Origin of the sequence: Alishewanella sp. WH16-1 (genome assembly GCF_001441695.1) — a bacterium.
In the GTDB taxonomy this organism is placed as follows: domain Bacteria; phylum Pseudomonadota; class Gammaproteobacteria; order Enterobacterales; family Alteromonadaceae; genus Alishewanella; species Alishewanella agri.
In genome coordinates, this window is the sequence record NZ_LCWL01000096.1 from 1 (window position 1) to 19,739 (window position 19,739).

Below are 19,739 nucleotides of genomic sequence, written 5' to 3' on the forward strand. Positions count from 1 at the left end.
CTATTTGGAACAATTATTTAGAAAGTATCCTGGACGCTGAAACGTTTTTATCCCTAAATCCGATATCTCACTCTTATCGCTACTCTGTTCGTACATGTCTTTAAATGCCGATATAAAATTGAGTATATTTTTCGATATCCTTGGTTCTGGGGCCTCCCAAAGAGGATCTTCGTTGTACTCAGGCGTCGTTGCATCTTCATTCCCTTGTCCTCCTGACTGTGGGCCCAATTTGTTTGTTGGAGTGGGGGGAATTGTTGGTTTATCGTTTTGGTAGTTTTGCGACGTCTTTTTTACTTTTTCTGCATTAATATTTTGTATGTCAGAATGTTCGACTTCAGGAACATCAATGAGTATTGGAGACTTACGTGTTGACGTTTCCACATCCGATATTTCAAGCTCTTCAGCGACCAAATCGTGGCCTTGTTCTTTTGGCCTGTTTGGATATGCTGAAGGCAATTCATCCTCTTCTGTATCGACTTGCTCATTATCATTGTCTGCACGCCAAGTAAAATCTAGTATTGGAAGTGTGCATGTCGACGCTCTTATTGACGATACAAAATATAAGCGTTCACCTGTTTTCAAAGGCATCCAAAACCCAGTGGTTTTGAGTTGCACCCAGCCAAAAGATGGAGGAGTAATGGCATAGACTCTTCGATTTGCAGGTTCTTTCACTAGACCGCTCCAGCACGCTTTTACTTGAAGCTTTGTGTAATCGTCATGGTAAATACTGCATAGCAGAGCCAGAGCTCTTTTGTTATGACGCGACATTCCGGCAGCAAGATGGATATGCGGTTTATGTTCATTACCCCCTTCACGCTCAAAATCTAAATCTTCGGTCTTACTTACATTGATCAGATTCTCTATAGTGTCAGCATTCTCGAACCAACCACCTAAAATGGCTTCGATAATCATAGGGGACGCTCCATATTCTGCCCGGAGAATTTCTGAACATGGAATAAGCATTTTCTGGTTATTTGATAGCTGTAGTAGGAGCGCTTTAGAATTGAGTCCGGGACCGAGCGGGTATATGTATGGGACAACATATGAGTAACTGTCCCCAAAAGTGTCGGTATATTTCGACATACCTAAATCAATTACTTGCGGGTTTTTGGGAAAATCAACGGAGAACGTATCTAAATTTGCCGAGGGAATGAATAGACATCTGGCATTGTCTTTTCCTTGCCATAGGGAACCGTTAAGTATGACCCTCAAAAATCGTACCGGAATCCAAGATAACCGGATAGAACTACGGTCATACTTTGCAACAGGCTCTTTTTTTACAGCTTCCAAATCTTGGTTAATTGTAGGTGCTAAAGCCACGGCGACCTCAGACACCATAGGGTCTGAATGCTTTTTCCTTACATACGTTGTTACCAGAACAATGACCCATATGCGCTCATCGGGAATAAAATTTTTTAGATTGACAGCTTGTCTAATACTCATACTACAAACCCCTTGAACAGATAAATATCCCTTCTGAGTGAGCGATTAACGCTCACTCAGAAGGGAATAACGCTTACGCCGATACTAAAATTGGCCACGCTTTGATGCCAAACGTTCTTGCATCAAGTTGTTTACCTGTTTTAGGGCATGTGCGAAAGCGTCTGAAAATCAATTTCATGCCATCCGGCACATGAATTTTCGACTGTGTAGTCATACATATGTCACCTCCTTACTTAGGGGGATTTTCTTGCTATGCATGAGGTTTGTGCTAGTATTAGCATGCTTTTCGGTATGCACAACAATGTAGCTTCCCTAAGATAGCTACGTTGGGTTGAGATGTTTGTTGACGCAAACATCTCAACTTCGAACAATATTCTTTCTTTTAATTGCTACCTGGTACCTTGCTGCTTCTAAAGATACTCCATAAAAATTTGCAATATCCTGTAAATCGCCATCAACGTTGAGCTGTTCAAAAGGGATTAATAGTTCACCCGCAAAACAGTTTGCTTGCCACTCGCTGGATTCGAATGCTTGTATTTTGTTGTCTGACTTTGCTAATGGGATATTTTTGTGTAACAGTAAATGGCCTAGTTCATGGGCTGCGGTCATTCTGTCTCTACCGTTACCTGCTATTGCTCCATGGTAGACGTCTTCTCGCAAGATAATGATCCGGTCATCTGGATAGGTCAGCCCATGGTTATCGCCCAAACTCTCACCATCTTCCACACTAAACTCAAAATTAGTCATCACTTTGGGAAGAACAAACTCTATAAAGTCGATGATGGGAAAGCGTCCCCCGAAAATACCAAACTTTGATCTGATGTCTAAAGCAACCTCTCTAATTTGGTATCTTTTCATCGGTGGGACTTTCACGGCATTTAAGTACAAAAATGACCTCTATCTATTCTTATCGCGAAGGATGTTCAGAAAACTATCTAAGTCATTACTATCAAATTTATCGAAGTTACGTGCAAACACGGCTGCAACCTCCCTTCTTTTCTCACACCGGCCATCCAAATCTATAGAGACTTTGTCTTTAGATGCTTCGGCAAGCTCTTTCATGCGCTCCTGCATCTGTTCTGCGTCAATGTGTAATATTTTGCATATCGAGAGCACTAGTTCATCGGTTATGTTCTTCTTACCTGTTTCAACCGCAGATATATATGCAGAACTAACTCCTATTGCTGTAGCCATGTCTTTCAATGATAACCCTTGATCAATACGAAGTTTCCTTACTTCCTTTCCAAAAGGGGTGAGCATGGTGTATCTCCTCAGACTTGAATTATGTACAATTACCTGTAAGATAACCCAAATTTAGAATAAATCAACCTGTTTTGGTTAATTTATTTCTAGATCAGGTTTTCCTCCTGCCTGTCTAGGATGCTCACAGCTTATTGATAACCGGAGGTCATTTGAGCGGTATCAAATTATCAGGACAAGCAATCAGCTTGATCATCGCCCTCGTCATTCTCACCGTAATATCTTGCGTAGGACCTGATGGATCAGTTTTTCAAGGAGATAGAGAAGCTTCGTATGAAGAAAATGAGTTGATACAGGGCACTATTAGTACCTTATGCAAATATGATAGTTGGGTATGTAATGCAGACGCGAATAACAAAATCGACTTTATTATTTTAGAGCATAGCCCATTTAGAAGATGGATTGGTTTGTTGATTGACGACCCTTCTGCATTTGCAAATAAGTCAGGTTCACGTCCCATTATCGCTATAGATAAGTCGACTCTTTTTGATGAGGCGAAGCGGCCTGTAGTTCTCTATCATGAGTTGATGCATTTGAAAATGAGTCGGTACAATGAATACAGTGGCCAAGATGCACAAGGTGAATGTAAAGATCACAACTTAGTTAAACTACGGACACAAGAGTTCTATCTAAAGCTTAGCCACCTGGAGCCGAGATTTTTAAGTTCAGCTCAGTACGCTTTGACTTCAAGTGGTAACAAAGAAGTTCTGTGTGAAGAGCTTGCAGACTAATCCTTACAGATAAAAAAGTTGTGTTAATCCTTCTCTGGAAATACAGGTGTTAATTAGTTACCACACCAGTATACCCTGCCATCCCTCAACCAAAAATGAGCTTTACAACCCGTCTTCCTCCAAACAGAGGGATGCAAGGAAGGCCGTCCGTCGTTATCGACAGATAAATTCCAACGAGGACTCGCATCTTCAAATAGAGCTAGTTGCAAAATATCGCCGCATCCACACGGGCAAACCAGAGCAGCAGACCAGCTCTCACCGTCATCAATTAGATGAATTAGTTGATAATCTGAAATTTTATGTGGAAGGGTGTCACCATTAATTTTTTTGACTCGGTATGTTGGACGCCAAAGTCCAATGAACCAGTTCTTGATAGATTTTATGAAATTAAGTAGTCGCTTCATGAATTCTCACCCAATACAGGCAAACCTAACAATGGTTCGTTCAATCCTGAACCAAGTATCTTTTGGTTTATGTGCTCAAAAGAATTTTCACTAAAATATTCAAATTCGCCTTCTCCCAGTGAAAATAGAGTACGCGCGTATTTATCGTTGCAGTCTAATCTAAACGGATAAAGACGAGCGATAAATTCTTGGACGCATAAGCTGGCTGCTAACATATTGACTGAAATCACTGATGGAGCTTGTTCTGTAGACCCGGGCATGTAACCCGCTTTGACCTGCTCAGCATGAGCTAAAGGGTCTCTTTCTTTTAATTCTTCTGCCGCTAAAGATTTTGAGTCATAGACGTCGCGGTCCTTCAGTGTAGCTCCACCTGGTTTTACATAATCGATTCGACCATTTATGTCTATAATAGACATGGTTCGATCGTGACCGAGCTTGCCAACTGGGATTGTGACGCCCACATCATATAAAGGTTGTAGAAATGCCTGTGACATAAGATCACAGATTGCTCGACCTATTAAACTATCAACACAACTGAAGATGATATCTGCGTCAGCAATCGCTATAACTGCTTCCCTAGACACGACTGACTTCGCTAGATTTTCTACTACTAAGTCTGACCGAAAAGTGCTGGCAGCTCTTTTGAATACATCAACTTTAAATGCAGAGCACTCCGCGTCGGCGATTGTTGAGTTAAGGATTCTATTTAAATTTCGTTTTTCGACCTGATCAAAATCTACGGCAATTATTTTGCCGATCCCTATCCTTGCCAATTGCTCCGCTGTAATACTACCTGTGCCTGAGCAACCGATGACCGCAACTGTCAATTTACTCAACTCGTTACGCATTTCTTCGGTAAACGCTAGCGGTCGCTTATTGTTGTCAGAGTTATCCCAAAAAAATTCAGTATTTGTGCCATATACGGCTACTAAATCTACAGGCGTTATTTTCTGATTTTGGTCGTACATACGTGCTTTAATCGAACCGTTTGGCACCATTATCGCCGTACCATGAGTTGCCGCTTCGCTGTTTTTAAATAGTTCGGGGATGACTAATCTGTCAGATCTGTCATCTACCAGTGAAAAAGCATTGAGGTTCCCTGGGTGTGAGTGAATCAATATTAGTGATAAGGACTCACTTTCAGCTTCATCTAAAGCTTGTGCTAAGTACTCTCCTGGCCAAGTTAATTGATCTGGAGATCTGCTGCATTCAGCATAAGGAACATAGATTGCCTTGATGCATAATAATTTAGTCTGATTGCCCGTCATTCTTTTGCATAGAAGAATGGCTGCGGCCTCTAATCCATCACCAGGAAACAGATGTTTCTTAACGAGTTGGTGAATGCTATCGATGATCACAAGAGTATGGGCTCGCCTCATAGTTCAACCTCTCTGGCGATTGATTCATCGACTAACCCTAAATGAGATAACACTGAGTCTACATCTGGGTTCCAAACTCCTGACGGTCTGTGTCTGGACCAACGTTGAAAGCTCCGTCCATTAATTGTTTGGGTTGCTTCTGTTTGAGGGATTACTCCTCCTTTAAGCCTCACTAGCGGTGGGAAGCAATAAAACATGTCAATCTCTGCAATTGGATAATTGGAAGGGATTTCTATGGCCACAGTGCAGACCAGAGCCGTATATCCTGCAGGTAACGTATAGTTTTGTATTAACAACCACCGACGACCATCGTTAATCGTTTCCCAGATACAACCTCGAGCATTGAGGTATGCCTCATCTACAGCAAGTAGATGAAACTGTCGGTTTATCGCTTGAGCGTTTTCACCATTATTTATATCTTTTGGCAGTAACTGCAGTCTTTCAATTCCATCCTGTGTCAAATCGATCACAGTTTGTAGCTCTACCACTTGTTTCGGTTGACCTTTTACTTTCAAACGGATAATCCAACCTTTGTTAGGATCTATACCTGCTTTTAATAGAGCATCCTTAACTAAGATAGAGGAGGTCTCGGACGTTATCATGACTCCGTGAACATCCAATTGCCAAGTTTGAATAACACGCTCGCGGGTATAGAAACGTTCTATGCCGCCAATAGTCAGATCAAAAATCGCACCAGGCAGAACCTGTTCATCTTTTTTGTCTCGATTCTCAAACCAAACTTCTAAGTCGTCAGAGATTCGGCCTATGCGGCGAAGATCGGTTTCGCTGATCACAGCTGACCATGCATAACGCTCATCATCTAAAACGAAGTATTTTATGCCATCAGCTTGTATCGCAATGAACTCTGTAACCGAGCTATCATTAGGTAGATGGACCACTTCATCGAGACCTAATTCTAAAGTTGGTCCTGACTCTGGCCAACGTATCAGTATGTAATCAGTTGCAGGCTTTAAGTTTGCTGCAACTAGCAGCTGTCGCGCTGTTGGTGAACGGTCTTGGATAGTCAACTGGACACCATTTATAACAACTAATGGGCTTTCCGGTTTATGTGTTGGTGGATCTATATGCATGAAGCTTGCCTCTATATAAGTTTAATTTTGTTCGGTATCCCGAACTTCGACTTTATGGTCTGATCATTTTTTCTTCCTGTCAACAGGTTTTTTTTTGTTCGTTATAATGGTATTTTGTCGGAAGTTATATTTAAGGAGGTTATTGTGGCATCTCAAATAGGTGAAAAAATCAACGAAAAAAGGCGTGAACTAGGTATCTCTCTTGAGAGGCTTGCTGAGCTATCTGATTCAAGCAAGAGTTACCTTTGGGAGCTAGAAAACAGAGACAAGCCGAATCCTTCAGTAGAAAAAATTAATAAAATAGCTTTGGCTCTTGGTGTTAGCCCTCAATACCTACTAGAAGAGCAAGCTACTGAGACCCAGGAAGGGATGGTCGATAATGCCTTTTTCAGGAAATACCAGTCGCTTGATGATCGTGATAAAGAAAAGATTAGAAAAATAGTCGACTCTTGGTGGAATGATGGTGACTAACATGGATAACCATCCTAAAGCTGAGGCTAATCGCATATCTGTTCTGTTACGCACGGTCTTGGGAGAAGAAAGATTTCCTGTCGATATTAAAAATGTGATTTTGGAAGTGTCTAATAACAAGTTTCCAAAAGAACCGATTGTCGATATTCGACCTGTGCCGCTAGATAAATTTGAAGGCATGCTTGTTAAGAGCCCAAAAGGCACAAAATGGATGGTGGGGTACAACGATCAAATTGCATCTGAAGGGCGGATTCGTTTCACTTTAGCGCATGAGTTTGGTCATTATTTGCTGCATAGAAATCTTCAATCAGAATTCAATTGTGCAACCAAAGATGTCATGAGTACGGATTTGGGTGATCGGTTAATGGAGAAAGAAGCGGATACATTTGCATCAAGCCTGCTTATGCCATTAGACGACTTTCGAAAGCAAATTGAAGGCTGCTTAATCTCAATTGATCTCTTAAAGCATTGTGGTGATAGATATGGCGTTAGTTTAACTGCAGCAGCACTCAAGTTGAGGGATGTAGCTGTGGGAAGGGTGATAATTGTTGCAGCAAAAGATGGATTCCTTGATTGGGCATGCTCGAACCAGGCGGCTTACAAATCGGGAGCATATTTTGCGACGACTAAAGAAACAATAGAAGTCCCTGTCAACTCTCTCCTCAATACTACAATTTGGTCTCCGGATGGTAAGTCCGGGACAATCAAAGCTAACGCTTGGCTCCCGAAAGAACCTGTGCATATGGAATTAGTGGAACACGTTTTTGTAGTTGTTGGTGAGGGATACAGCTATACATTGGGTATTTTGGTTCTCCCTGACTCCGAAAGACAAGTAGGGGAAGACGAATTAATAGAAAACGATTCAATCAATTAGATAGAAGAAGTAACGGATTAATGCTGAACTGAAAGAATCAAATTTTATCTGCAATAATAATTTCTCTCAAATTTTATTGTTTGATGGATGTCTAGCTGGTGTTGAATAATTTTAATTAGATATATAGATGCATTTTAAATATACATACCCAGTGCGAATTATTATAAATAATATAACTTCGCACTGGGTTGTTATATAAATAATATTTTTTACATGTCTACGTAATTTTCGAGTATTCTCTCTAGCGCTTTTGCGCTCGATATTTGTTCTACGTTAGCTAGATATATTATTCTGGCATGTGTGGATTTGTCACATCTAACTACCCATTTTACTTTTTCACCTTTATCAGTGTCATTTTCATCAAATTTTCTTAGCAAGTCATGGAAATATCTATCGCATCGATACAGAACGTTTTCCGTGATATCACTAACCCCCTTTTGGGCCAATTTACATGCTAAATCATTCATCGATATGTTTAATCTTGATGCCATTTCCTTTATTTTGTTTTTCAATGTTACCGATGAGTAAAGCCCAATACTTCCGTTGCATGACTGCTTTTGGATATTTTCAACTACCCTAGCTAGATGTTCTTTCCTGCATTCAATATCTAGAGATTTCTTCCAATGGGCTATTTTCTCATCGCAAGCATTTGTTATTTCGTTTCTTAATTTATCAATTATTTCTATTTCAGCTAGCCGTTCTGATGCTGATGCTGCATAAATTCCTGATGGCCCTATTTCCTTTATATAGTGAATATAAGCTCCTGTCTCTTTTGATAGGGTTCTTCTTATTGCCTGCTTTCCAAGTGATAATAATTCATCGTTTTTCTTCAGCGAGTGGCTTTCTTTCTTAAGCAAAAATTCTTTTGTTTCTGACTTTATTTTATCAATGGCAGATGTGTTGCTGGCCTCAGTATCAATATGTCTTATTATTGATCTTAGTAGCGCAATGTTTCTGCTATTTATAACTGATAGTAGCTCGTAAATATTTTTAACCACCTTTACGTCAGCGAGCTCTAATAATTTTCTATAGGTTCTTTGATTTGATGCTCTCACTCTTCCCGCAATGTTTTCATAAGATTCTATTTCGATAGGAATTGAATGATATTGAGCCACTTGATTTTTAATTAACGCAGCTCTTGATGCAGTCGCCCTAAGTGCCGCTGATGAATTTCGCTGTCTATCGCTAGCTTTTTTTTCTTCTTTAATTAATGGTTCTGCTATATCGGAAAAGTACGTTTTTTTAGTCATGGGGTTCACCTGTATTTACTATTCAGTATGCTCGCCTGTTTTTCTATCTTGCGACTCCTTTGTGTTTATGATAGAAACAGAAAAGGCTGCGTCAATGGCTGCACAGCGTCTATCCGTAACCGTAGTCAGCCAGATTAATAGTGCTTACAGTTACCTTGACTTTCTATCACATTATAGATTAAATTTGATAGAAAGCAACGCTGAGTATGAAAATTAGACAAATGTAGACGTTTTACTCTTTAAGGGGGCTGTATGTCGGTAAAAAAGGTAGATTTAAAAAACTTCCCCTTTAAAGTCGAAAGAGTGCCAGACGATCCAACTAGTGCTCCTCACGATAAAACGCTTTATAACGGGTATGATTTTGATAATGCATTTATCTCAGATCTTAAGTCTGACCTTAAAACAAATTCAGTCGTCGTCTTTGAAAATGTTTTTTCTGTCAATCAGTTACCTGATGTTCCCGAAGATTTTACACCCACTGGAGATAAATTCTGCAGTGATATCGTGAACCGTGCTATTGAGCTTTTACTTAAGACAGGTCAAATTCCCGTCAGCTACCGAAGTGAAAACTCAGGTAGCTTATACGTTAATTTGGTTCCTATGGAAGGGGAGAGCCAGCAGGCGATAAAATCAACAAAAGACATGCGTGGCCATACTGATGCTATAGCTCATGCACTGGTAGAAGAGGAAAGTGTCAAAGGAATATCACCCTCTCCAAACACGGTTATCTTGATATGTTTGTCCAATCCAGGCCGAACGGCTACGAAGATTTGTTGCTTAGATGATGTCCTGCAGTTACTGAAACCTGAAACAATAGAGCAACTAAAATTACCACAGTTTATGGTACAACCTCAGGGTACCTTTAAAGACTTAGAACCACTGATAAACGCGCCAATTTTGAGGGACAATCCACAAGGACTAAGGTTCAGTCATGGCAAAATAACCGTAGACAAAATGTCTTCAAATGCTGAATCTGCAGAAGCGGCATTGGAAGAACTTAGATCTATAGTCAGTAAGTGTTATGAATATGTAGTGCTTAAGCCCGGAGACATTGCATTTATTAACAATCATAACGCTATTCATGGTCGTGCAGAAGTGGGTGATCATAAGCGTTGGTTGCTAAGAATGTACGCCATTAATAATAATACTGTGTGTTACCCCGCGAATGGCATGCCTTCCTACGTGCTTCATCCTTAAAGTTATGATCTTATTAGACTCTAATTTAGCTAAATAAAACTGGGGATCTAATACCGAAATAAATTTAGGTGGGTGAGCTGAATACCTAATGTCTTTATCAGTTATTTCTGATCCATTCTCAATTATTGCTGAAAATGACACCCGCCGCCGACCAGCGCGACTGCAGAAGCAGTATGATGTGGCGAGCGAAATGGGCGTTGTTGCCAATCTTGCTGATCCCTGGCGATACCGGCAATCGAGTAAATAGCGGCGGTTGCCAGTGCTTCGCTTTCTGTTAACGGCGGTAAGATCCCCGGTAAGCGTTGTGCCAGCATCGATTTGCCGGTACCAGGTGGGCCGAATAACAGCAAATTATGTTCACCGGCAGCGGCCAGTTCCAGCACCCGCTTGGCTTGTGGCTGGCCTTTCACATCCGCCAGATCCAGCGGGTTGCCTGGTGGTTTGTCAGGCAGAGGTGGAATGGCGGGCAGGGCTTGCTGTGCCAATAAGAAACTGTGTACTTGCAGTAAATGGGTGGCGCCATGCACGGCCGCGTCAGGGATCAGTTGCGCTTGTTGGGCATTACTCATCGGTAAAATGGCGGCGCGTCCGGCATCGCGGCAAGCAATCGCCAGCGGGATTTCGCCTAGAATCGGCCGGATTTCGCCAGATAGCGCCAGCTCGCCGCAAAATTCAAAGGGATCAGTGCATTTTTCCGGTAGCTGGCCAGAGGCGACAATAATCCCCAGCGCAATCGCCAGATCAAAACGGCCACCTTCTTTCGGTAAGTCGGCAGGGGCTAAATTAACAGTAATGCGCCGGTCCGGGAATTGGAATCCGCTATTTAACAGTGCGCTGCGCACCCGATCCCGGGCTTCTTTTACCGAGGTTTCCGGCAGGCCGACCAGCTGAAAAGCCGGTAAGCCGTTACTCAGGTGTACCTCGACGGTAACCAGGGGGGCCGCCAGACCATAGCGGGCGCGGCTAAAAATAATGGCCAGTGACATTGTTGCTCCCTGCAAGCTGAGTTAGATTAAATTTTATTTTATTGTTAAATAAATGCAAGTTTTTGGCTTTTTTGTTGTCGCGCCACAGCAAGCCATTCAACAAACAGAAATTTTGTAGTTTTTCAGCGGCAGGCCGATAATTCCGATATACACTTTAACCACATTCTAAAAGATGGAGTAAGCGGTAATGGAGTACGCCCTATGGCTTCAGTTCAGCCTCTGATCCTGCGCGGCCGCTGGTTAATTCTGGCGCTATCGCTTTGTTTTATAGTCTTAAGCAGCATCGGGCTGGGCCAGTTGTATTTCCGCGGTGATTACCGGATCTTCTTTGCTAAAGATAATCCACAGCTGCAAGCCTTTGAGCAGATGCAGCTGGAATTTAACAAAAGCGACAATATTCTGATTGGTATAGCACCGCGCAGCGGTGACGTATTTCAACCGGAAATGTTGCAATTAATCCGCGAATATACCGAGGCCGCCTGGCAGACACCCTATTCAATCCGCGTTGATTCGCTGAGTAATTTTCAGCACACCACAGCCGAGGCCGACGACCTGGTGGTTGCCGATCTGGTGCCGAACTCGCAGCTCTCTGCTGCGGAGCGTCTGGTTATCCGTGACATTGCCATTGCTGAACCGGCTCTGGTGAACCGCTTGGTGGCAGCCAATGGTAAGGTGACGGCGATCAACATCACGGTGCAATTGCCTGAACCAACACAGCAACAGCAGGTTACTGAAATTTGGTCATTTGTCAGTGACTTATCAGCACAATTTGCAGCGCGTTATCCTAACGTCGAATTCCACCATACCGGTATCATCGCGCTGAATTATGCCTTTGCCTCTGAGGCAGAACAGGATGTCCGTGCACTGGTGCCGATAATGCTGGCGGCTATTATGTTGATGCTGGCAGTGTTACTGCGCTCGATCGCCGGTGCGCTGGCGACCTTGTTGATAATAGTGGTAACTGTAACTTCAACCCTGGGTATCGCAGGCTGGCTAGGGCTGTTTATGAGTACTGCGACCGTCAACGTGCCGACCATTCTGATGACGTTGGCCGTTGCGGACTCCGTGCATTTGCTGGCATCTATGCAATTTGCTTTGGCCGATGGCAAGACAAAATCACAAGCTATTCAATACAGTTTGCAGCGTAATTGGCAACCGGTAGTGATTACCAGTGTAACCACTGCTATAGGCTTTCTGACGCTAAATTTCTCTGAAGTGCCAATTTTACGGGATCTGGGTAATCTGACCGCACTGGGCGTGATGTTGGCCTGCGTCTTTAGTCTGACTTTGTTACCGGTGCTGATGCAATTTCTGCCGTTACGGGCCGCTACCATACAGCAAAGTTCTGGCACTATGGCGCGTTTATCTGAATGGGTTATTCAGCGTCAGCGGCTCTTACTTTGGGGGTTCGTGCTGGTGACACTGCTTTGTACAGCGCTGCTGCCGTTAAATCGCGTCAATGACGAACCGAATAAATACTTTGCCAGCAGCACCAGTTTCCGCCAGGCGAATGACTTTATGGAACAAAACCTCAGTGGCTTTACCAGTATTGATTTTGCGCTTAATGGTGGCGTTGCCGGCGCGGTTAATCAGCCGGAATTATTGCAGGCACTGGAACGCTTCAGCAACTGGTTAGCAGAGCAGCCGGAAGTGATGCATGTCAATACGCTCAGTGATGTGCTGAAGCGGCTGAATAAAAATATGCACCAGGATGATCTGGCCTTCTACCGCCTGCCGGAAACAGCAGCAGAGGCGGCGCAGTACTTACTGTTATATGAAATGTCCTTGCCGTTTGGCCTGGATCTGAACAATCAGTTGAATATCGATAAAAGCGCTACCCGTTTAACCGCAACACTGTATAACCTTGGCAGCAAAGAATTAATTGCGCTGGAGCAGCGGGCGCTGGCTTATTTTGCCGCTAACTGGCCGGACTATCAGCTGTCCGCTGCCAGTGCCGCCCTGATGTTTGCCTATATCGGCGAGCGTAATATGGCGTCAATGTTAACCACCTTGCCGTTAGCCTTACTGCTGATTTCAGCGCTATTGCTGGTTAGCTTGCGTTCCTGGCGTCTTGGCCTGATCAGCATTATTCCAAATCTGGTACCGGCATTAATTGGCTTTGGCCTGTGGGGGCTGCTGGTCGGTGAAATTAACCTGGCATTGTCGGTCGTGGCCAGCATGAGCCTGGGGATCATTGTCGATGATACCGTACATTTTCTCAGTAAGTACCGCCATGCGCGGGAAGAGGGGCGGGACAGCGAGCAGGCAGTGCGCTATGCTTTTCACAGTGTTGGCCGGGCGCTCTGTATTACCACGCTGGTACTGGTAGCCGGTTTTTCAGTGCTGATGTTTTCCGGTTTCCGGCTTAACTCCGATATGGGCCTGCTGACCTCAGGGATTATTTTGATCGCCCTGCTGGTTGATCTATTCTTTTTACCCGCTTGTTTACTCAAGCTCGACAAATCAGGGAGAACTGCCGATGTTAGTCCGGCCACAACAAAATCAATCTGACGCCAGCCGACAGCCAGGTCGTTTTGCCAGCGTCACAGGCTGGCTGCTGGCCGCTAGCCTGCTGTGTATCCCGCTGGCGCAGGCAGATGCTGAAAAAGGCCTGGCGATCGCCACCGAGCAAAAGGCGCGTGACCGCGGTTGGGGTGACAGTGAAAGCGAACTGCAGATGGTGCTGCGCACTGCTCAGGGCCGGGAAAGTGTGCGCCGCATGCGCACCCTGGCGTTGGAAGTGCAGGGCGATGGTGATAAAAGCCTGACTATTTTTGATGAGCCGCTGGATGTGCGCGGTTCGGCTTTTCTAACCCATTCCCATCCCACTGCTGAAGATGACCAATGGTTGTATTTACCCAGTGTAAAACGGACACGGCGGATTGCCAGCCGCAATAAATCCGGGCCCTTTATGGCCAGTGAGTTTGCCTATGAAGATATGACGTCCTTTGAGCTGGAGAAATTCAGTTTTAACTATTTGCGGGATGAGCCCTGCGCTGAGCTGACCTGCTATGTGGTTGAACAAACGCCAACCGACAGTTTTTCTGGCTACAGCAAAATTCTGGTCTGGGTAGATCAGCAACATTACCGCGTGATGCGTGCAGAGTATTACGACAAGAAACAAAGTCTGCTGAAAATTTTGGAGCTGAGTGATTACCGGCAGTATCTGGATAAGTTCTGGCGGGCGCACAAGCTGAGTATGCAAAACCAGCAAACCGGCAAAAGTACCGACTTGTTGCTGGAGAGCATCCGCTTTAATACTGGCCGCAGTGCAGCAGACTTTGATGTTGCTGCCTTAGAGCGGGCACGCTAGGGAGTGATGATGTTAGGTCGCACTAGCTGTATTGCTTTGCTGGCGTGGGCATTACAACTGCCGGCCCAGGCTGCCACCTTGGGGCCGGTCGATGCCAATACGACACTCTGGCGGTTGGCGCTGGCGGCGCGCCCCGATGAGCAGGTAACGATGCCGCAGGTGATCTATGCGCTGTGGCAGCACAACCCGGCCGCATTTCGCGACCAGAATTTGCATTATTTACTAAAAGGCGCCCGGTTAACGGTGCCAAGCCGCGAGCAAATGCTGGCCACACCGGTGGAGCAGGCGCATCAATGGTATTACGGCGAACTGGCGAAGCAACAATTACCAACCCGCTTAGCCACTGCCCAACCGGCTAAACCTGAACCTGTTGCCACTGCGCCGGAGCCTGAGGCAGCCGTGGCATTGCCGCAGCCAATCCGCCCTCCGGCACAACCGGCTAAACCTGTGGCAACAACGCCCCGTCCTGCGCCGTCTCCTGCAGTAACACCCGCACAGGTACCACAAGTTGCCAGTAGCACCAGCCGTTTGCAGCAGGAGTTAGGTTTTGAACAACGTTTTTTTGCAAGCCGGGGCCTGGCGGCAGCCGAGCGCTCACCGCAGCTATTAAGTTATCGCGCACTGTGGTCGTATGAAGATGCCAGTCGCAAGCATCAGCTTAATCTGGAGCCGTATTTGCGCTGGCACAGAGCTGACAGTGACAGCAATCTGGTCGATCTGCAGCAGGCTTACTGGCGCTATATCGGTGATGGTTGGGAATTTAAAGCCGGTATCGATACGCTATTCTGGGGGGTAACCGAATCACAACATCTGGTGGATGTACTGAATCAAAGCGATCTAGTCGCCGGCGTTGAGCTGGAAGCTAAATTGGGGCAGCCGATGCTGCAACTCAGACGCAGTGGGAATGCCGGCACCCTGGATCTGTTTGTACTGCCGTATTTTCGCGAACGCTTATTTCCCTCACCACAGGGCCGGCTTAGTCCGCCGCTGCCGGTAAACCATGACCTGGCCTGGTATGAATCCAGCTCCGGTAAACATAATCTGGACTTTGCCCTGCGCTATAGCCAGCGCTTTGCCGGTTTGGATCTGGGGCTGAGTTTCTTTAGTGGTAATAACCGCGAGCCGGTTTTAGTACCTACCGCAAACGCCGGGTTACGACCACTTTATTACCAGATGGAGCAGTACGGGCTGGATTTGTCATGGGTGCAGGGCGACTGGCTCTGGAAGCTGGAGTCGATTTACCGCCGTAGCGGGCCTTTTGACTATGTTGCCGCTACCGGTGGTTTTGAATACACCCGGGTCGGCGTCTTTGGGCAAAGCTGGGATCTGGGCTGGATTGCCGAATATCAGTACGATAGCCGCGGCAAGGCCGCGACCCTGCCGGGGCAGAATGATCTGTTCTTCGGTTGGCGGCTGGCGCTGAATGATATTGCCGGCACCGAGTTTTTATTTGGTGTGCTGCAGGATCTGGATCAGCGACAAAGCCGCAGCATCAAGCTGGAGGGCGCCCTGCGCCTGACTGACAGCCTGCGGTTAAGCCTGAACGGTTGGCTATTTCAGAGTAATAACCCGCAAGATGCGCTGTTCTGGCTGCGTCGTGATGATTATCTTGCGCTGCAACTGACCTACTTTTTCTGATTTCTGGTTATTTAGGCTTTGGTCTGTGCTGCCTTTACGGTAGCATAGGTCTTTTGCCTGTTGTGTTACGCCGAGAAAAACGTGTCTGAGCAAGATCCTGTTGATACCAATTTCCCATTGTCGGATGCCAAGCTGCTGCAGTGGTTTGATCCGGCGACGGTCCATCGTGCCCGCGCTTATTTGCAGGCCGGTAAAGTGCTGAAATTGGAATACAACGACGATCTGAGTCAAATCAGCGCCCAGGTATGGGGCGCCGGCTTTGCGCCTTACCGGCAAAAAATCGGTCTGCGTGAACAACAAGGGCAGTGGCAGTTGGAAGATAGTTGCAGTTGCCCGGTCGGCGGCCGCTGTAAGCATGTGCTGGCTGTACTGCTGCGCTTAAAGCGCGATTATGCGCAGCAGCAACTGCGGATCAAACAAATGCCGTTGTTGCAGCTGGACAACTGGTTTGCTGAAGTGGCCAAGGTACGCGAACCTGACGCTGCCAGCAGCGAAGAGAGTATCCTGTATTTACTGAGTTATGGCCAAAGTGGTTTGCAGCTCTATCCGCGACGGGTCAAGGTGCTGAAAAAAGGCGGCTACAGTAAAGGCCAGCCTTTGGGTAAGTACGATCTGGTCGCGCCACAGCCGCCAAGCTGGCTGGCCGAAGAAGACTACCGCTTACTGACATTATTCCGCTCCCACAATCAACAGGATCAGCATTTACTTGAGGGGCGCTGGGGTTATGAGTTGTTACAGGCGTTTCTGGCAACCGGCCGCTGCTATTTTGGCGAAGCCCGGCAACCCTTAAGCTGGCAGGAGGCGAGACCGCTGCAACTGAGCTGGCAGGCCAGCAGTGGCGGACAACGGCTGCAGTGTCAGATCGCAGAAGATGAGGCGAATCAGCCAATCTTTACCGAACCGCCCTGTTTTATCAATACCGATCATTATGAACTGGGCCCGCTGGATACGGCATTAACGGGGCGCGAGTTAAAACTGCTGAGTAAGATGCCACTGATCCCGCCGGCACAGCTAACCCAGCGGCTGGGCCAGCTGCAAAAGCTATTCCCGGCAGTCACCTTACCGCTGCCGGAGGGCGCTGCCGCCAGTCAACTGGATGTGGCACCGGTACCGGTGCTGGCACTGCAAATGCGGGTGCAGCAACCGAAAATGCCGGCCAGACCCGTCGCTATTCTGGCCTTTGATTATGGCGCCCACCGGCTACCGCTGAATTTACAGCAGCGGCAAACTGAGATCGTAACGGCGGCGCAGAGTATTTTTGTGCTACGCCAGCGTGGCGTGGAAGTGGCCGCTTTAGAGCAATTGCTGGCACTGGGGCTGGTCAGTTGTGAACTGCCGGCACCGGCGAATACGCTCAGCGCCTTCTCAATAGGGGAAGGGCCGGATAATCCAGAGCTATGGCAACCGCTGCTGGAAGCCTTGCCCGAACTGCGGCAGCAAGGCTGGCGCATTGAGCAGGACAGTGACTTTAATCTGCAAATTCTGGATGCCAAGCCCTATTTACAGGTCAGTGACGGTAAGCACAGCGGTTTCGAGCTGGCGATCCAGGTCGATGTCAGTGGTCAGCAGGTGCCGTTATTACCGTTAATTAGTCAGTATCTGCGGCATTATGGCCTGCCCACCGCCGGTGAAACCATCTGGCTGAGTCTGCCGCAGGGCAAACTGGCGATCCCGATGGCATTAATTCAGCCGCTGATTGATACCATCGTTGAGCTGCTGAACTTACAGAAATCGCCGCTAACGCTGGAGTTACCAGACTATAAAGCCGCGATCCTGCCGCCACCCGGTGCGGCGGAAATTCAGTATCTGAATGCTAACCGCCTGCAGCGTCTGAACGAGCAGTTACACAATTTTCAGGGTATTAGCGAGGTGCCGCTGCCAACAGGTCTGCAGGCGACACTGCGCAGCTATCAGCAGCAGGGTTTAAACTGGCTGGTGTTTTTACGCCACTTTGGCCTGGGCGGTATTCTGGCCGATGATATGGGGCTGGGTAAAACCCTGCAGACCTTAAGTTTCTTGTTGCACGAAAAGCAGCAGGGGCGTTTAACCCAGCCGGCGCTGATTGTTTGCCCGACCTCACTCCTTGGCAACTGGCAGAATGAAGCGGCGCGTTTTACCCCGGCGCTGCGGGTCCTGCAAATTTACGGTGCCAAACGCCGGCCTTTGTTTGAGCAACTGGCAGAGTTCGATGTGCTGGTGACCAGCTATCCGCTGCTGGTGCGGGATCTGCCGCTGTACCGGCAGCACGCTTTTAGTGTGGTGGTGCTGGATGAAGCCCAGCATATTAAAAATGCCGGCAGTCAGGCCGCGCAGAGCGTGCGGGCGTTAAAACGCGACTTTAGCCTGGCCTTGTCGGGCACGCCGCTGGAGAATCACCTGGGAGAATTAAAGTCACTGTTTGACTTTGTATTGCCGGGGCTGCTTGGCACCGAAGCCCACTTTACCCAGGTGTATCGCAAACCGATTGAGAAACATGCCGATACCGAGCGGGCACAGGCATTAAAACAAAAAGTGGCTCCCTTTATGCTGCGCCGCACCAAACGCCAGGTGGCCGCGGAGTTGCCCGAGAAAACCGAAATTGTCCAGCTGCTGGAGCTGGAAGCCGATCAGCGCAACCTGTATGAAAGTATCCGCTTGATTATGGAAACCAAGGTACGGGAGCTGTTTTTGCGTAAAGGCGTTGCCGCCAGCCAGATCGAGTTTCTGGACGCCTTGCTGAAACTGCGTCAGGCTTGCTGTGATGCCCGCCTGGTACCGATCGAGCAGGCGCAGTTGGTGCGGCATAACGCCAAGCTCAGTTGGTTGCGGGAGAATCTGCCGGAAATGATTGAAGAAGGCCGGCGGGTACTGCTATTCAGCCAGTTTGCCAGCATGCTGCACCTGATTGAGCAAGAGCTGCAATTTCTCGGCATCAGTTACAGTAAGTTAACCGGCCAGACCAAAAACCGGCAGCAACAAATTGATGCCTTTCAACAGGGTGAAACAGAAGTCTTTTTAATCAGTTTAAAAGCCGGTGGTACCGGCCTGAACCTGACGGCTGCCGACACCGTGATCCATTATGATCCCTGGTGGAACCCGGCGGCAGAAAATCAGGCCACTGACCGCGCCCATCGCATCGGCCAGGATAAAGCGGTCTTTGTGTACAAACTGATTGCCCGCAATACGGTAGAAGAAAAAGTCCAACAACTGCAGCAATACAAGCAGGGACTGGCCGATCAACTGCTTAGCAGCGGCAAGGGCCAGCTATGGCAGGGTAATGCCGAGGATCTGCTGGCGCTGTTTATGGCTGACTAGGGCCGGGCAACAGCGCATAATAAGCGGCGAGCAGCGCAATATCGTCATCGGTCAGGCCGCGCGCCTGCGGGCTCATTAACGCATGTTTGCGACTGCCATCGCGATATTGCTGCAATGCCTCAGTCAGCTGTGCTTCTGGTAAGCCAGCCAGACTGGGGTATAACGCCTGGCGCGAGATACCATTAGCGCCATGGCACGCCGCGCAACTGCGGGCACGCAGGCTGCCCTGCTGCAGTAACTGCTGCTGTTCAGGCGTAAAACGTGCCGTTAACTCCGGCTCAGGGGCGGGCTTACCGCAGGCCGCTAAACCCAATACTGCTCCTAATAACAAACCACAGCGCATTACTCCGTTCCTTTTTATAAGCTGAATCCGCAAACATCAATATGTCCTAGCCTGCCATAAAATTT

The 19,739-nt window shown here is 47.0% G+C and carries 16 protein-coding genes and 1 pseudogene; 8 read left to right on the forward strand and 9 right to left on the reverse strand.

The window, feature by feature from the left end:
• The 3 genes from AAY72_RS08955 to AAY72_RS08965 all read right to left on the reverse strand — a co-directional run bounded on the left by AAY72_RS08955 (position 1) and on the right by AAY72_RS08965 (position 2,703).
• Positions 1 to 1,443, reverse strand: coding sequence for a hypothetical protein (locus AAY72_RS08955; protein ID WP_057786937.1), 1,443 nt, complete (start codon positions 1,441 to 1,443; stop codon positions 1 to 3).
• 357 nt (positions 1,444 to 1,800) lie between these two features.
• Positions 1,801 to 2,301 carry an ImmA/IrrE family metallo-endopeptidase gene (locus tag AAY72_RS08960; protein WP_231728938.1) on the reverse strand — a complete coding sequence of 167 codons (501 nt, stop codon included), beginning with the start codon at positions 2,299 to 2,301 and terminating at the stop codon, positions 1,801 to 1,803.
• A 39-nt stretch (positions 2,302 to 2,340) separates the two neighbouring features.
• Positions 2,341 to 2,703, reverse strand: a complete 363-nt coding sequence (locus tag AAY72_RS08965; protein WP_057786938.1) for a helix-turn-helix domain-containing protein — start codon at positions 2,701 to 2,703, stop codon at positions 2,341 to 2,343.
• A 152-nt stretch (positions 2,704 to 2,855) separates the two neighbouring features.
• On the opposite strand from AAY72_RS08965, the gene AAY72_RS08970 reads away from it, so the two are divergent.
• Positions 2,856 to 3,434: a hypothetical protein gene (locus AAY72_RS08970; protein WP_057786939.1), complete on the forward strand. Its 579-nt coding sequence runs from the start codon at positions 2,856 to 2,858 to the stop codon at positions 3,432 to 3,434.
• Positions 3,435 to 3,487: 53 nt separating this feature from the next.
• On the opposite strand, the gene AAY72_RS17045 is transcribed toward AAY72_RS08970, so the two are convergent.
• From AAY72_RS17045 to AAY72_RS08980, 3 genes are read right to left on the reverse strand one after another with little or no spacing between them, the layout of a single operon-like run.
• Positions 3,488 to 3,838: a DUF6527 family protein gene (locus AAY72_RS17045; protein ID WP_369815351.1), complete on the reverse strand. Its 351-nt coding sequence runs from the start codon at positions 3,836 to 3,838 to the stop codon at positions 3,488 to 3,490.
• Positions 3,835 to 5,217 carry a ThiF family adenylyltransferase gene (locus AAY72_RS08975; protein ID WP_057786944.1) on the reverse strand — a complete coding sequence of 461 codons (1,383 nt, stop codon included), beginning with the start codon at positions 5,215 to 5,217 and terminating at the stop codon, positions 3,835 to 3,837. The genes AAY72_RS17045 and AAY72_RS08975 overlap by 4 nt, the downstream gene beginning before the upstream one ends.
• Complete coding sequence (locus tag AAY72_RS08980) at positions 5,214 to 6,308, reverse strand: multiubiquitin domain-containing protein (RefSeq protein WP_057786946.1); 1,095 nt, start codon at positions 6,306 to 6,308, stop codon at positions 5,214 to 5,216. Before AAY72_RS08980 ends, AAY72_RS08975 begins: the two co-directional genes overlap by 4 nt.
• A 144-nt stretch (positions 6,309 to 6,452) precedes the next feature.
• Between AAY72_RS08980 and AAY72_RS08985 the strand changes: the two genes are divergently transcribed.
• Positions 6,453 to 6,779, forward strand: coding sequence for a helix-turn-helix domain-containing protein (locus tag AAY72_RS08985; protein ID WP_057786948.1), 327 nt, complete (start codon positions 6,453 to 6,455; stop codon positions 6,777 to 6,779).
• A 1-nt stretch (position 6,780) separates the two neighbouring features.
• A complete protein-coding gene (locus AAY72_RS08990; protein WP_057786950.1) occupies positions 6,781 to 7,653 on the forward strand; it encodes an ImmA/IrrE family metallo-endopeptidase in 873 nt (290 codons plus the stop codon).
• 209 nt (positions 7,654 to 7,862) lie between these two features.
• On the opposite strand, the gene AAY72_RS08995 is transcribed toward AAY72_RS08990, so the two are convergent.
• Positions 7,863 to 8,903, reverse strand: a complete 1,041-nt coding sequence (locus AAY72_RS08995) for a hypothetical protein (protein ID WP_057786951.1) — start codon at positions 8,901 to 8,903, stop codon at positions 7,863 to 7,865.
• 252 nt (positions 8,904 to 9,155) lie between these two features.
• Here AAY72_RS08995 and AAY72_RS09000 point away from each other — a divergent pair, with 252 nt between their 5' ends.
• Positions 9,156 to 10,100 (forward strand): TauD/TfdA family dioxygenase, encoded by a 945-nt coding sequence (locus AAY72_RS09000; protein ID WP_057786952.1) that lies wholly within the window; start codon positions 9,156 to 9,158, stop codon positions 10,098 to 10,100.
• Positions 10,101 to 10,240: 140 nt separating this feature from the next.
• Here the strand turns inward: AAY72_RS09000 and AAY72_RS09005 are convergent.
• Positions 10,241 to 11,086 (reverse strand): annotated as a pseudogene (locus tag AAY72_RS09005) (YifB family Mg chelatase-like AAA ATPase); the annotation flags it as partial.
• A gap of 201 nt (positions 11,087 to 11,287) precedes the next feature.
• Between AAY72_RS09005 and AAY72_RS09010 the strand changes: the two are divergent.
• The 4 genes from AAY72_RS09010 (at position 11,288) to AAY72_RS09025 (ending at position 19,331) form a co-directional block, all read left to right on the forward strand.
• Complete coding sequence (locus tag AAY72_RS09010) at positions 11,288 to 13,597, forward strand: RND family transporter (protein WP_057786954.1); 2,310 nt, start codon at positions 11,288 to 11,290, stop codon at positions 13,595 to 13,597.
• Positions 13,566 to 14,399 (forward strand): outer membrane lipoprotein-sorting protein, encoded by an 834-nt coding sequence (locus AAY72_RS09015; protein WP_057786956.1) that lies wholly within the window; start codon positions 13,566 to 13,568, stop codon positions 14,397 to 14,399. The genes AAY72_RS09010 and AAY72_RS09015 overlap by 32 nt, the downstream gene beginning before the upstream one ends.
• Positions 14,400 to 14,408: 9 nt before the next feature.
• Positions 14,409 to 16,037 carry a FimV family protein gene (locus AAY72_RS09020; RefSeq protein ID WP_057786958.1) on the forward strand — a complete coding sequence of 543 codons (1,629 nt, stop codon included), beginning with the start codon at positions 14,409 to 14,411 and terminating at the stop codon, positions 16,035 to 16,037.
• Between the two features lie 81 nt (positions 16,038 to 16,118).
• Positions 16,119 to 19,331: a DEAD/DEAH box helicase gene (locus AAY72_RS09025; RefSeq protein ID WP_231728939.1), complete on the forward strand. Its 3,213-nt coding sequence runs from the start codon at positions 16,119 to 16,121 to the stop codon at positions 19,329 to 19,331.
• Here AAY72_RS09025 and AAY72_RS09030 read toward each other — a convergent pair.
• Positions 19,318 to 19,674: a c-type cytochrome gene (locus tag AAY72_RS09030; protein WP_082628979.1), complete on the reverse strand. Its 357-nt coding sequence runs from the start codon at positions 19,672 to 19,674 to the stop codon at positions 19,318 to 19,320. The genes AAY72_RS09025 and AAY72_RS09030 overlap by 14 nt on opposite strands.
• Positions 19,675 to 19,739 lie beyond the last annotated feature (65 nt).

Bases quoted from the DNA above. Each gene is read 5' to 3' on its own strand.
- AAY72_RS08980 (WP_057786946.1), bottom strand. From the start codon at position 6,308: ATGCATATAGATCCACCAACACATAAACCGGAAAGCCCATTAGTTGTT.
- AAY72_RS09030 (WP_082628979.1), bottom strand. From the start codon at position 19,674: ATGCGCTGTGGTTTGTTATTAGGAGCAGTATTGGGTTTAGCGGCCTGC.
- AAY72_RS08975 (WP_057786944.1), bottom strand. From the start codon at position 5,217: ATGAGGCGAGCCCATACTCTTGTGATCATCGATAGCATTCACCAACTC.
- AAY72_RS08965 (WP_057786938.1), bottom strand. From the start codon at position 2,703: ATGCTCACCCCTTTTGGAAAGGAAGTAAGGAAACTTCGTATTGATCAA.
- AAY72_RS08990 (WP_057786950.1), top strand. From the start codon at position 6,781: ATGGATAACCATCCTAAAGCTGAGGCTAATCGCATATCTGTTCTGTTA.
- AAY72_RS09000 (WP_057786952.1), top strand. From the start codon at position 9,156: ATGTCGGTAAAAAAGGTAGATTTAAAAAACTTCCCCTTTAAAGTCGAA.
- AAY72_RS09015 (WP_057786956.1), top strand. From the start codon at position 13,566: ATGTTAGTCCGGCCACAACAAAATCAATCTGACGCCAGCCGACAGCCA.
- AAY72_RS09020 (WP_057786958.1), top strand. From the start codon at position 14,409: ATGTTAGGTCGCACTAGCTGTATTGCTTTGCTGGCGTGGGCATTACAA.
- AAY72_RS08995 (WP_057786951.1), bottom strand. From the start codon at position 8,903: ATGACTAAAAAAACGTACTTTTCCGATATAGCAGAACCATTAATTAAA.
- AAY72_RS08960 (WP_231728938.1), bottom strand. From the start codon at position 2,301: ATGAAAAGATACCAAATTAGAGAGGTTGCTTTAGACATCAGATCAAAG.
- AAY72_RS09010 (WP_057786954.1), top strand. From the start codon at position 11,288: ATGGCTTCAGTTCAGCCTCTGATCCTGCGCGGCCGCTGGTTAATTCTG.
- AAY72_RS17045 (WP_369815351.1), bottom strand. From the start codon at position 3,838: ATGAAGCGACTACTTAATTTCATAAAATCTATCAAGAACTGGTTCATT.
- AAY72_RS08955 (WP_057786937.1), bottom strand. From the start codon at position 1,443: ATGAGTATTAGACAAGCTGTCAATCTAAAAAATTTTATTCCCGATGAG.